Genomic DNA, 13,042 nt, shown 5'->3' with positions numbered 1-13,042 from the left:
TTTATTTAAATTGTAATGTTAACTTACAACTATAAAATATCCAACACAACCATTAATATCTCCTTCACCTAAAGGAGGTGCATATATACACCCTACACCAATTTCTGTAACATTAGGATTATAAATATTTTTTTCTAGTTTTATTGGTGCATGATACTTTTCTTTTGGTACTGATTCTGGATAATATCTCATAACATTTTTTAAATCAAGATTATAATTCGGATTTTTACCTTCATCAAATAATTGCTGTTGTTCCCAATTGCTTATGAAGTCTTTAGCATTTTTGAATATGCAAGAAGATTCACTAATACATTTAACAGGCTTATTATAACCAAATAATTCTTTTGAGTGATCTTCTAAACATATTGCTTTTTGTATACTTGGATTAACATTTTCATTATATTTTTTATTATTTGTATGAACAAATGCATAAGGTATAGTTCCATTAGCCCAACATTTAAAATTACCAGTTAGATTACAAGGTAATTTGTATCCAAGATAATAATAAGAAAAACATAGATAGCTTCTTTTAGCAGAATATTTTCCTATAGCAGTTAAGTCATTGCTTAAAGTTAAAGGTTTTAATCCCTTAGCTTTCCTTCTTTGATTAACTTCTTCTACCATCTGTTTTTCAAGATCTGGTCGCCATATAAATTGGCATAAAGAAAATCCATTACTTTTATCTGTTATAAGGTCAATATTAGCTCTATAATAACCTTTTTCTTTTGTAGATAAAGTAAAGAAAGTAGGACTATAATTTTTAGGAAAATCTTCTTTTATTTTAGAATTAAATTTGTATCTTAAAGAAGAAGCAAGAAATATATTATCATTATTACAATTATTAAAATTAATAGTTAGATTAGGTATTTTTTTGTAATAATCACAGTCTGTAATTTCTTTGTAATTTTTATTTTTATACTTATTATTAAAAGTTTTCATACTAGCAACATAATCATTATAGTGCCAAATATGATATTGGTCTTTAGAAAATTCCTTACGTCTTGTACTATCAAGAAATAATCCTATCCAAAAATCCGGATCTTCACTTTCATAAAAACCTTTTTTTTGGTTTCCAGAACGCTTACCTTCTAAGGTTTTTACTATTGTTTCTATGCTATCTTTTTTAATAGGTTTATTATTATTTATTTTTTCTTGTTTTATTTTTTCTTTTTCAAGGTCCTCTTTACTTTTTACTGTAAAAATCATGACTACTTGTTTTTTTATAACGCTAGAATCTAGTGCTTTTATTCCTTTTTTAATAAGAATAGCATATTGTTCACCTTCAATATAACCTTCTTTTGGTGGCAATACTATTATTGTTTTGTTATCAGTGCAAAGATGAATTTCAGTATTCATTATTTTGCCATTTTTGTCTATAACTATCAAGGTATCTTTAGTTATAGATTCTTCATCAATTTCTTTATTGAAATTGATTGTAAAAATTTTATCTCTAGGTACATCCATTGATTTGAACTTTGAGTAATAACCATTTAGACTTGAATCAATAGGAATATTTTCTCCATATGCTATTATATTATTAAGGTTAGTAAAAAGAGATAATACCAAAATCATTAAAAAATTAATATAAATTATAAAAAGTTTTTTCATAATAACCTCCCTAAAAAAGTCTTATTAATAAATTATACTATAAAAGTTAATATTTGCAAAACTAGGTTTAAATTTATAATTTATTTATTATATTTAGTTAAGTATGGTATTATTTATTTGTATAATAAAGTTTGGAGGGAATTAAATTGCTTCAGTGGAGAGAATTATATAAAGAATGTATTGAATGTCATAATTGTGAACTTGGAGATAAGAGAACTCACATGGTTTTTGGGGAAGGAAATCCAAAGGCTAATTTAATGTTTATAGGAGAAGCTCCGGGAGCGGATGAAGATAGAACTGGAAAACCTTTTGTTGGTAAAGCAGGACAGCTTTTAACTAAGGGATTAATGGCTTTAGATTTATATAGAGATAGGGATTATTATATAACTAATATTTGCAAGTGCAGACCTGAAAATAACAGAAATCCAATGGATCATGAAGCTTATGCATGTATACAATATCTAAGAAATCAAGTTGCTTTGATTAAACCTAAAATTATAGTGTGCTTAGGAGCTGTTTCAGGAAAGTATATAATAGATAAGGATTTAAGGATAACGAGAGATAGAGGAAAATGGATAGAGAAGAAGGGTGTTTATATAATGCCTATATTTCATCCAGCTGCAATTTTAAGAGATGATAATAAAAAGCCATTATTTTGGGGGGATTTAAAGGAAATAAAAAGAAAGTATTTGGAGATTAAATAAAATATGAATAATTATTATATAAAAAGGAAAAGATAACAAAGTAGATTATACTAAGTTATCTTTTCCTTTTTATGATAAACTATTTAGTTTTTGCTGGAGTTGATACTTCTTTAGCCTTTTCGTTAGGAGTGTGAACGCTTGGTAAGTTAACTGGAATGTTACCAGCTTCATCAAGTGTTGCAAATTCATAACCTTGGCTCTTTAAGTATTCAATTACCTTTGGTAGAGCTTCAACAGTAGTACCCTTTGTAGCAGCATCGTGCATTAAGATAACAACATGGTTTTTACCCTTAGTAGAAGATTGAACTCTAGCTAGAAGTTTGTCAGCTGGAACGTGTTGATGTTCAGCATCACCATTTAGAGCATTCCAGTCTACATAAGTGTATCCTGCATCTTTAGCAACTTGTTTGTAAGGAGCACGTTTTTTACCGTAAGAACCACCAGGGAAACGAATAACTTTTCCATCGTAATCACCTAAAACAGCTTTTATTGCAGCTGTGCTTTTAGCAAAGTCTTTTAAGAAATTATCAGCACTGCTATATAAAAGTTTATAATCGTGAGAATAACTATGGTTACAGATAGAGTGTCCTTTAGCTCTTTCTTCTTTTAATAATTCAGGATTTTTTTCAACCATTTGTCCTAAAACGAAGAATGTAGCTTTTGCATTGTATTTATCTAATATTGATAAAATCTTAGGAGTCATTTGTTTTGTTGGACCATCGTCAAAAGTTAAGTAAGCAACTTTTTTGTTAGGGTCAAGTGGTGCTGTAGAACCTTGTGGTGCAGTTGTTTTAGGTTTTTCAGCTTGTGTATTATTTTCAGTTTTAGTTTCTGGGTTTTTAGGCTTATTATCTGAAGTTTTATTTTCAACAGTTTTTGTTGAAGCTGGGTTTATAGATGTCTTAGTCTTTTTATTTCCAGCCATAAAACCAATAGAAAAAACAAATATAAATCCAATGATTGTTGTGAGAACTAGTCTCATATTTTTGCCGAATAATTTTTTCAATGTTATCCCATCCTTTTAATTAAGTTAGTGTTTGATTTTTTTCATTTGGTCATCCCAAGTATTAACATAGCTACCAGTTGCCCATTGAGACATTACCGCAACTTCATTTTTTCTTAGATTTAGCGTCTCAATTGGAGAGGAGGCTAAATCATTATTTATAATGTTATATATAAGTACTTTTGAATTTGTTAGAACTACAACAAAATTCTTATCTGGAGAAGAGTATGCATCTAAAGCATCCGGTATTTTTTTCTTTATTATATTCCAATTAGGAAATAATAAATCATATCCTATAAGTTCTTTGGGTGGAATTATAGGTATATCAAAATCTTCATGAGTTTTGGGTGAAGATTCAATATGATTTTCATAAAAGTAATATAAGCGTCCTTTTAAAACCCACTTACCATTTTTACGAATAACTCCAAATGACTTATCATCAGGATCTGGATTTAAATCTTTTCTTTTATTAAAATCAAGTGAGTTTACATAAGTTGCAGCACCTTGTTTTAATGATTTTAATCCTTGTTGTCCAAGTAATTTCGATATAGATATTGAGTAATCTTTATCGCTATTAAGAGTGTCAATAGGTTCGACCCTTAAAGAATTATCTAAATAAAAGGAGTTATTCTCACTAAGAGAACCCATAGTTGATTCTAAGGATATGTAATCATCCCCAACAAATAAAACATCATCTATAGAATAAGAATTACCAATATTTATTATATCATTTTTTATAGGACTTTCTATTAGTTTTGGGTTATTATTTTTCGTAATAGGGTAAGTTGCAATTTTATAATTTTTATAGTCATTGCTACTAGTATAATTAGTAGTTAAGTACCAAAATCCACTTTTCCTTGCATATACTAAATGATGAATTTCATAAATATTTTCAACTTTTTGTGAGTCGAAGTTAACCCAAATTGTTCTAAATACGGGGCGATAAATTACTTTAGGACTATTCTTTTTATAAACTGTACAACAGGGTACATAGGATTTTAATCCTAATAAAAGTCCACAATCTAAGTTCTTTGGGAATCTATTTTGGTTTTGAAAATTAATATTAGAATTAACTTTTCCATTATTATTTTCACCAGTTATTCCAGATTTTTTTGTGAGTAAAAAGAAGTTATCATCTATTGTAGCAATTAAATTATTATTGTTTAATTTTATAAATGATGTAAAATAATTATCTTTATTAGTCACTGTTATAACTTGAATATCAGCTTGTTCAATGTTAAGTAAACTAGGAGCTATACCATAATTACTGGCAAGATAGCTAGTTGCATCAACTATTTTTATTTTGAAGTTTGGTGATATACAAGTTTTATCTAATAGTTCTAGTTTATCCTTGTCTACATAAATTATTTTGCCAATTTTGTCCTCGGCATTTTTAGAATTACCAGAGGAGGTAGTAGGATAATATTTCTTTATAATCCACTCTCCAGATATAGCTATATCATAATTTTCTGGTGGTATTATTTTTCCTGGAGATATTATATTATTTTTGTTACAACCACTAAGGATAGTGGTTAATATGAGTATCAATAAAAAACTTAAAAAATTTTTTATTTGATGCATTAATAAAACCTCCTAGTTTTTATAAGCAAATATATTTTAATACTCTATAATATATAAAAAGTAACAAAACTATTAAAAAAGCATAGTAAATCATAAATCAACGAAGGGTAGACATACGATAACTTCTGTACCCTTATTTTCTTCACTTAAAATCTGAAGGTTACCGTTATGAAGTGAAATTATTTCATTGCATATGGATAGTCCTATTCCATTCTTTGATTTACTATTTTGTCCTTTATAAAATTTTTCAGTTACCCTAGGAAGGTCATCTAAAGGAATTCCACATCCGTTATCTTTTATACTTATAATTACACTATCTTTATTTGAACTTAATGTTATTTTTACTTCTCCATCAGATGATGTAAATTTAAGTGCGTTGTCAAGTATGTTCATGAAAGATTGTTTAAGTCTATTTATATCTGCATATATATTTGGTATTTCATTTTTACATTCTAAAGATAGATTTATATTATCCTTAGAAGCTCTAGGTTGAAGCTGTTTTTGAAGATATCTTAAAAGTTCATGAATATCTACATAATCTTTTTTTAGCGTTATTTTTCCTGATGATAGTTTCGAGAAGTCTAAGAGTTCTTCTACAAGATTACTTAATCTATCTGTTTCTTCTTCTATTATTTTAAGTCCATCTTCAAATTCGCTTTTGTTATTTGGATCACATAAATTCAATGCTACAGTCCATCCCTTTATTGATGTTAGTGGGGTTCTAAGTTCATGTGAAATTGAAGCTATAAATTCTGTTTTTAATTTTTCGTTTTTAAGAATTTCCTGTGCCATATAGTTTAATGTATCAGCAAGTTTCCCAAATTCATCATTAGAGGATTTTGTTATTTTTTCTTTAAATTTTCCTGATGCGAAAAGCTCCGCTCCTTCTGTAATTTCTTTCAATGGATGAGTTAGTTTTCTTGATATTATTAAGCTTACGATACTGGATATAATAATTACTATTATTGCTACAATCATAAAATAAAAAGCAATAGAACGTATGTGATTGTCAATTTTGTTTAAGGAAGATACAAAACGTAATACACCTTGTATAGTTTCTCCTTTTTTCAATGGCATAGATATACTCATTATATTTTCATTGGAATCGGAAGCCTTATGTATATAAAGTCCTAAATTTCCAAGTAAAGCTTCATTAAAGTCCTTTGATGTTGTTATATCATTGGCGGAGTAACCCATAGAATCCATTAGCATGTTTCCTTTTGTATCTAAAATTTGAACCTCTGCTGAAGTGTTTTTCCAAAATATATCTACATCATTAGCAACATTTTGTTTTAAATCTATAGAAGAAAGGTATGTGTTATAAAACTCCGCTGAAAGAGTTATTTGATTTTTTAACAGCTCTTTTGCGTTGTCATAAAAGTATTTCTTTATAGAAGTTAATACGATTATTTGAGAAATAATAACGGTAAAAATAATTATTCCTATATAACTTAAAGTTACTTTATTTCTTATAGATTTCAAATTAATCTTCCTTCCATATATATCCTACACCCCATACAGTTTGCAAATATTTAGGGTATGAAGGATCATCTTCAAGTTTACTGCGAAGTCTACGAATATTTACATCTACGATTTTAGGGTCACCAACAAAGTTATATCCCCAAGCTAGGTCTAAAAGTTTGTCACGGCTTAAAGAAGTCCCTATGTTTTCCATAAATATTTTTAAAAGTATAAATTCTTTTGGTGTTAGATTTAGTTCTTTATCATTTTTATATGCAATTTTTGAATTTAAATTTACTTTAAATTCACCAGATACCAAAGTGTCGCTTGAAGTATTATTTGAAAAGTTCATTCTTCTAATTAAAGAAGTTATTCTTGCGGCAAGTTCTAATGGATTAAATGGTTTTATCATATAATCATCTGCACCATTTTCTAATCCCTTAATTTTATCGATATCTTGTCCCAATGCAGTTAGCATTATTATGCCAATGCTTGGATAGTTTTTTCGCAGTATTTCACATACTTTAAACCCGTCTATTCCAGGAAGCATAATATCTAAAATCACAACTATTGGATTTTCAGTTGTAACTTTTTTTAAGCCATCTTCTCCTGAAAATGCTTGTATAACTTCAAAGTTTTGTTTCTGTAAAACAAGTTTTATAAATTTACTTATTGATTGTTCATCTTCGATAACTAGTACTTTATGTTTATGTTCCATAATTACACCTCTAAATATTTGATGAAATAATAAAGCATCTTATAATATTATATATTATTTTATACTATTAGGAGAAACAAAACAGTTACTATTTAAAATAAATGTAAATAAATTTACACTTCTATTGTATGTATTAAATAAAAAAATAAACATCATCTATAAGATATTACTAAAATTGAATAAATAATTTTATAAATGATAATAATATTGACATATTAGTGGATTTGTCATAACATTTAATATAAGAATTAAAAATAAGAAAATGCAGTGAAAAGAAGAGTAATATGTGAAAGTGTATAAAGAGAGCCAGGATAGGTGAAAGCTGGTTACATGGAAATATATGAAGATGGTCTTGGAGCATAGTATCTGACTAATTTAGGGTATTACCGGTGCAACGGTTAGAATGCAAAGTGATAAAATTAACTTTTGTTAAGGAGTCACTTATGGAGGTTTATGTTGCAAAGCATAAACAAATTAGAGTGGTAACGCGTATACACGTCTCTAAGTGAGGAAACTTGCTTAGGGACTTTTTTTATTATGAAAATATTTACTATCAAAATAAATTTAATAAAACAGGAGGAGTAAAAATGAATAAAGGTAATTTTTATATAACTACACCTATTTATTATCCATCAGCAAAATTACACATAGGAAATACATATACTACAGTTGCAGCAGATGCAATTGCTAGATTTAAAAGATTAACAGGTTATGACACATATTTCTTAACAGGTACAGATGAACATGGTCAAAAGATTCAAAGACTTGCAGAAGGAAAAGGAATAACTCCAAAAAAGTATGTTGATGAAATCGTAGCTGGAATACAAGATCTATGGAAGGTTATGAACATAAGCTATGATAAATTCATAAGAACTACTGATGATTATCATGTTGAAACAGTTCAAAAAATATTTGAAAAACTATATGATAAGGGGGATATATATAAAGGAGAATACGAAGGACTTTATTGTACACCTTGCGAATCATTCTGGACAGAAACTCAACTTGTAGATGGAAAATGCCCAGACTGTGGAAGACCAGTTGAAAAAACTAAAGAAGAAGCGTACTTCTTTAAAATGTCAAAATACGCAGATAGACTTATTGAATACATAGAATCACATCCTGATTTTATACAACCAGAATCAAGAAAAAATGAAATGTTAAATAACTTCTTAAGACCAGGTCTTCAAGATTTATGTATATCAAGAACTTCATTTGATTGGGGAATTCCAGTAAGTTTTGATGAAAAACACGTTATATATGTATGGATAGATGCACTTTCAAACTATATAACTGCTCTTGGTTACGATCAAGAAAATGATGAATTATATCAAAAATATTGGCCTGCAAATGTTCACCTTGTAGGAAAAGATATATTAAGATTCCACACAATTTATTGGCCAATTATGCTTATGGCTTTAGATTTACCATTACCAAAACAAGTATTTGGACACGGATGGCTTTTAGTTGATGGTGGTAAAATGTCAAAATCTAAAGGAAATGTTGTAGATCCAGTAACTTTAGTAAATGAATTTGGTACTGATCCTGTAAGATACTATCTTCTTCATGAAATACCATTTGGTCAAGATGGAATGTACACAGGAGAAACATTTATAAAGAAAACAAATTCAGACCTTGCAAATGATCTTGGAAATCTTGTCAACAGAACAATTGCAATGATAAATAAATACTTTGATGGAGTTATTCCAGCACCAAAAGCTGAAGAAGATATAGACAATGATTTAATAAGAGTTGCCCTTGAAGCTCCAAAGAAAGTGGAAGGAAAAATGGACGCATTAAAAATTCCTGAAGCATTAGATGAAATTTGGACTTTAGTTAGAAGAAGCAATAAATACATTGATGAAACTATGCCTTGGGCTCTTGCAAAAGAAGAAGATAAGAGAGAAAGACTTGGAACTGTTTTATACAATCTAGTAGAAAGTTTAAGAATAGTTTCTGTAATGCTTTCAGCATTCTTACCTGAAACAAGTAAGAAGATAAATTCTCAATTAAACGTTCAACTTGCAACTTGGGATAGTATAGCATCATTTGATGGAACAAGAGCAGGAACTAAAGTTGGAGAAGCAGTTGCAATTTTCCCAAGAATAGATGTAGAAAAGAAATTAGAAGAACTTGAAAAGATTCAAAAAGAACAAATGGCAAAGGCACAAGAAGCACAAAAACCAGCTATGGAGCCAATTAAAGAAGAAATCACTATAGATGATTTTGATAAAATTGATCTAAGAGTTGTAAAAGTTATATCTTGTGAACCAGTTAAAAAAGCAAATAAACTTCTTAAATTAAAAGTAGATTTAGGTGGGGAAGAAAGACAGGTTATATCAGGAATAGCTAAATACTATAAACCAGAAGAATTAGTAGGAAAACATGTTGTACTTGTTGCTAACTTAAAACCTGTAAAACTAAGAGGAGAATTATCACAAGGAATGATTCTTGCAGCTTCAGATGATAAAGAAAAATTATTTGTAGTAAACCCAGGAGAATTACCAACAGGAAGCATTGTTAAATAATAAATAAAAGAATAAAAGAAAACCCAACTAAATGTTGCTCAAGCATTTAATTGGGTTTTCTTAGTATATGGATTGAGTGCATAAAAAGCTTAAAAACTACTTAAACTTAAAATGGGAATTTTGAACTCTACAATTCCCGATGAATACGGAGCTATTTCATACTGTTGAAAGTATATAATTAGATTGCTCTTATCTAAATTAAAAGAAATATCACCGTAAATTCCCTTAAATGAATCTATAAAATAAACTTCAGGTTTTTTGCTAATTTCATCATATATATATTTGTCTATAGTTTCTTTATAATTAGGAATATTCTTTAATACATCATTAAGATTTAAAACTTTTCCTGTTTTAAGATCTATATTATAAGATTTCCTAAAGGTACTACCATGGGCACCACCAGTTAATTCATAATAATCTATATAAAAACTTATAAAATCATCATTTAGATTAATTACTTTGAATGTAGTGTAAGCTAAATAAGGTAGTAACTCATAATTTTCTTTAATTGATTTATCTTTATTCTTTTTAGCTGCTTTTGAAAGTCTATTTCTAAAAGTGATTACATCATTTTCAATCATGGAATTTATCTGTTTTTCTATTGATTTATCCTTTAATCCCTTTATTACAGGATATTTTAAATCACTTTCAAAGTAGTCGTTTTTAATTTTACATTCTTTTGAAACAACCTTTACTCTAGATCTAAATAAGTTACTTTGTAAATTACTTTTATTAGTTTGGGTAACATATTTACTAGAAGTTATAGTACAAGGAGCGGTACTAGATAATAATGATATTATTAATCCAGTAAAAATGAAATTATTCATTAAATAACCTCCTGTAAGATATAATATTTTATATCTTAATATAATTTTAAACTAAAATATGTAAGTATATACTACAAATTAGTTACAACTTAATATAAACTATTATCCATAGTTTACCCAAAACAAACTTTAAAATTAAAATTAATTATAGTAAAATTACTATTATTAAATAAACAAGGGAGGAAATAGAAATATGCCATATACAAGAGTTTTATTTTCAGCTATTGTTGGGGCTATAATTGGATATATAACAAATTGGCTTGCCATAAAAATGCTATTTAGACCCCACGAGGAAAAAAGAATTTTTGGAATAAAAATACCTTTTACTCCAGGACTTATTCCAAAGGAGCAAAAGAGAATAGCTAAAAGTGTAGGAAATGCTGTAGGAGAACACCTTTTAACTAAAGATACAATGATAGATGCATTAAAAAACAATGAAGTTGATAGTAAGTTTAAAGTTTGGGCAAATAAAAAAGTTAAAGAAGTTATAAAAAAGAATATATCAGTAAAAGAAGAATTAAGAAATTTATTAGGAAATAAAATTTACGACTTCATAAATAGTGTAAGAGTTAAATTATCAAATATAATATTAACTGCTATAAAAAAAGATGAAGTTAAAGTTCAACTAGAAGATATGATAGTAAATTCTATAAAAGAAGAGTTAAAAAAGAATCCTGAAGATATAATAAATAGTTGTTTTTATCAAAATATAACTAAAAATCTACTTGATATGTCCATTGGATTTAAAAATTCTTCAGAATTTAAAAATTATCTAGAAAAGGGTATCCAAAAGAAATTAATTAAATTAGAAAACATAGATAAACCATTAGATGAAGTAATACCAATGGGTGTTATAAGTTCTTTAAAAGTATACATATATAATAAAAACTACGATATTTCCATGGGAATAAAGGGAATACTAAAAGATGAAAAAGTACAATTAAAACTTCAAGGTGTTTTCTCAGAGCTTATAAGTACTAATTTAAATCCTATGGTTGCAATGTTTTTAAATCCTACTACTATATATAACAAGGTTTATTCAGTATTAGATGAATACTTGGATAGAGAAGAAACTCAAAAAGAAGTAGCCATATTCATAAATGATATTATTGATAAGCTTTTAAAACTTAAACTATCTAATATTATGTCACAAATTTCTGAAGATGCTAAAATTAAAAACACAGAAGCTATTTCAGATTTGATATTAAAAAATGTAGTAGAAGACGAATTGTTCCATGAAATCTTATTAAAATTAGAAGAAAAATTCAAAGAACATGAAAGTATAGAAGAATTACTTTCAAAAGCAAATATAAACTCAGACAAGATTTTGAGAGATTTAATAGGAAATAAATTAGAAAAAATCTTAAAATCAAAGGAAACTGAAGAAAAGGTTAAAGTGTATACTGATAGTATAGTAAATAAGATTTTAGAAAGTAAAATATGCGATATAACAAAGGGAAAAGAAGAAGAAATACTAAATGTATGTGATAACTTAGCTGAAACAGGATTTAATAAATTTATTGAAAATGAAGCTTCAGAGTTTTTAGAGGTATTTGATATAAGTAAAATTGTTGAAGATAAAATAAACACTTTTGAAGTATCTTTTGCAGAACAAATAATCTTAGAGATTGCAAGCAAGGAACTAAGTGCAATAACATGGCTTGGTGCATTACTAGGATTTATAATGGGTCTTGTATCATCTATAATATCAAGAATATAATAAAAAGCCTCCAAGAAGTTGGGGGCTTTTTAGTTTTATAAATAAAACATTTTAGATATAAGATCGTGTTTAGTTTTTTTAGAGTTAGGGTAATCATTTATATATTTTAAAATAGAGTCCCTAATTTCTTTATATTGAATGTTGTTTATGTTTTTAGTGATTATAGGAAAACTTTCAGTTGCGTCAAGAGCTAATAATACAGCGGAGATATAATATATAGTATTTTCCTTAGGATTTTTAAGACGGCTCATATAAATAGGTACTAAATATTGATATTCACTATAATCATTATGTAAATAAGAATATAGGATATCCCGTTCTGTACAATATATATAATTTGAGCTTCCTTCTATTTTAAAAATATAACAAGAATTATCTTTACCAGAATACACTCTTACTTCTTTATTATTGTATCTATATTTAGTAAAGGAATAAAAGAAATCATCTTTAGTAAGTTTGCCATGTGAAGAATAAGGCTCATTTTTAATTACAGGTATTTTTTTATCAAGTATTTTGCCAGGTGCCTTTTCGTAGAGTTTATAATAACAATCATCTCGCCAAATATCACAAGTCTCATATACTATAAAAGTTTCATTTTGACTGGTTACCATTTTTATTTTGGTTTTGGTTGGTTGAAATTGTATATAAATAAAAATTATAAATGATATAAATAGTATCACTAGTACAGTTAAAACTTTAGAAATTTGCTTATCCTTTTTTGATCTACTTGGATGATCCATTATAATATCTCCTTTTTATTTATAATAATATCATATTTGCTATAATGGTTCAAAAATGATATGATTTTAAATTTATGTATAATTATACTATTTATATATGATTATTTTATTTATGTAAAAATATTTTGAAATAGTTGTTTACAATTTAACAT

10 protein-coding genes and 1 other annotated feature are annotated in these 13,042 nt (G+C 27.3%); of the genes, 3 read left to right on the top strand and 7 right to left on the bottom strand.

Annotated elements, in window-relative coordinates; genetic code table 11:
- Nucleotides 1-18 precede the first annotated feature (18 nt).
- Nucleotides 19-1,608 carry an Ig-like domain-containing protein gene (locus NT01CX_RS11135; RefSeq protein WP_011723147.1) on the bottom strand — a complete coding sequence of 530 codons (1,590 nt, stop codon included), beginning with the start codon at nt 1,606-1,608 and terminating at the stop codon, nt 19-21.
- Nucleotides 1,609-1,754: 146 nt separating this feature from the next.
- On the opposite strand from NT01CX_RS11135, the gene NT01CX_RS11130 reads away from it, so the two are divergent.
- Nucleotides 1,755-2,312 (top strand): uracil-DNA glycosylase, encoded by a 558-nt coding sequence (locus NT01CX_RS11130; RefSeq protein ID WP_039243336.1) that lies wholly within the window; start codon nt 1,755-1,757, stop codon nt 2,310-2,312.
- Nucleotides 2,313-2,391: 79 nt separating this feature from the next.
- Here the strand turns inward: NT01CX_RS11130 and NT01CX_RS11125 are convergent, their stop codons facing one another.
- From NT01CX_RS11125 to NT01CX_RS11110, 4 genes are all read right to left on the bottom strand, one after another.
- Entirely contained in the window at nt 2,392-3,318 is a 927-nt protein-coding gene (locus NT01CX_RS11125) for a polysaccharide deacetylase family protein (RefSeq protein WP_223316910.1), read from the bottom strand.
- Nucleotides 3,319-3,342: 24 nt separating this feature from the next.
- On the bottom strand, nt 3,343-4,896 hold the full coding sequence (locus tag NT01CX_RS11120) for a hypothetical protein (RefSeq protein ID WP_011723144.1): 1,554 nt from the start codon (nt 4,894-4,896) through the stop codon (nt 3,343-3,345).
- Between the two features lie 90 nt (nt 4,897-4,986).
- A complete protein-coding gene (locus NT01CX_RS11115) occupies nt 4,987-6,378 on the bottom strand; it encodes a HAMP domain-containing sensor histidine kinase (RefSeq protein WP_011723143.1) in 1,392 nt (463 codons plus the stop codon).
- A 1-nt stretch (nt 6,379) separates the two neighbouring features.
- Nucleotides 6,380-7,075 carry a response regulator transcription factor gene (locus NT01CX_RS11110; protein WP_011723142.1) on the bottom strand — a complete coding sequence of 232 codons (696 nt, stop codon included), beginning with the start codon at nt 7,073-7,075 and terminating at the stop codon, nt 6,380-6,382.
- Between the two features lie 258 nt (nt 7,076-7,333).
- Nucleotides 7,334-7,581 (top strand) — a binding site (T-box leader).
- A gap of 39 nt (nt 7,582-7,620) precedes the next feature.
- On the opposite strand from NT01CX_RS11110, the gene metG reads away from it, so the two are divergent.
- Nucleotides 7,621-9,603, top strand: coding sequence for a methionine--tRNA ligase (gene metG / locus NT01CX_RS11105; RefSeq protein WP_256995293.1), 1,983 nt, complete (start codon nt 7,621-7,623; stop codon nt 9,601-9,603).
- Nucleotides 9,604-9,692: 89 nt separating this feature from the next.
- On the opposite strand, the gene NT01CX_RS11100 is transcribed toward metG, so the two are convergent.
- Nucleotides 9,693-10,430, bottom strand: a complete 738-nt coding sequence (locus NT01CX_RS11100; protein WP_011723140.1) for a DUF3298 and DUF4163 domain-containing protein — start codon at nt 10,428-10,430, stop codon at nt 9,693-9,695.
- A gap of 193 nt (nt 10,431-10,623) precedes the next feature.
- Here NT01CX_RS11100 and NT01CX_RS11095 point away from each other — a divergent pair, with 193 nt between their 5' ends.
- Nucleotides 10,624-12,150 (top strand): DUF445 domain-containing protein, encoded by a 1,527-nt coding sequence (locus NT01CX_RS11095; protein WP_011723139.1) that lies wholly within the window; start codon nt 10,624-10,626, stop codon nt 12,148-12,150.
- 35 nt (nt 12,151-12,185) lie between these two features.
- Here the strand turns inward: NT01CX_RS11095 and NT01CX_RS11090 are convergent, their stop codons facing one another.
- Complete coding sequence (locus NT01CX_RS11090) at nt 12,186-12,890, bottom strand: hypothetical protein (RefSeq protein ID WP_011723138.1); 705 nt, start codon at nt 12,888-12,890, stop codon at nt 12,186-12,188.
- Nucleotides 12,891-13,042: the final 152 nt, after the last annotated feature.

It is taken from the genome of Clostridium novyi NT (genome assembly GCF_000014125.1).
GTDB lineage: Bacteria > Bacillota > Clostridia > Clostridiales > Clostridiaceae > Clostridium_H > Clostridium_H novyi.
The sequence above is the reverse complement of the archived record's forward strand: the minus strand, read 5'-3'. Positions and strand labels throughout refer to the sequence as shown.

Excerpts from the sequence above, each read along its gene's own strand:
- NT01CX_RS11135 (WP_011723147.1), bottom strand. The coding sequence starts at position 1,608 with ATGAAAAAACTTTTTATAATTTATATTAATTTTTTAATGATTTTGGTA.
- NT01CX_RS11120 (WP_011723144.1), bottom strand. The coding sequence starts at position 4,896 with ATGCATCAAATAAAAAATTTTTTAAGTTTTTTATTGATACTCATATTA.
- NT01CX_RS11110 (WP_011723142.1), bottom strand. The coding sequence starts at position 7,075 with ATGGAACATAAACATAAAGTACTAGTTATCGAAGATGAACAATCAATA.
- NT01CX_RS11100 (WP_011723140.1), bottom strand. The coding sequence starts at position 10,430 with ATGAATAATTTCATTTTTACTGGATTAATAATATCATTATTATCTAGT.
- NT01CX_RS11095 (WP_011723139.1), top strand. The coding sequence starts at position 10,624 with ATGCCATATACAAGAGTTTTATTTTCAGCTATTGTTGGGGCTATAATT.
- NT01CX_RS11090 (WP_011723138.1), bottom strand. The coding sequence starts at position 12,890 with ATGGATCATCCAAGTAGATCAAAAAAGGATAAGCAAATTTCTAAAGTT.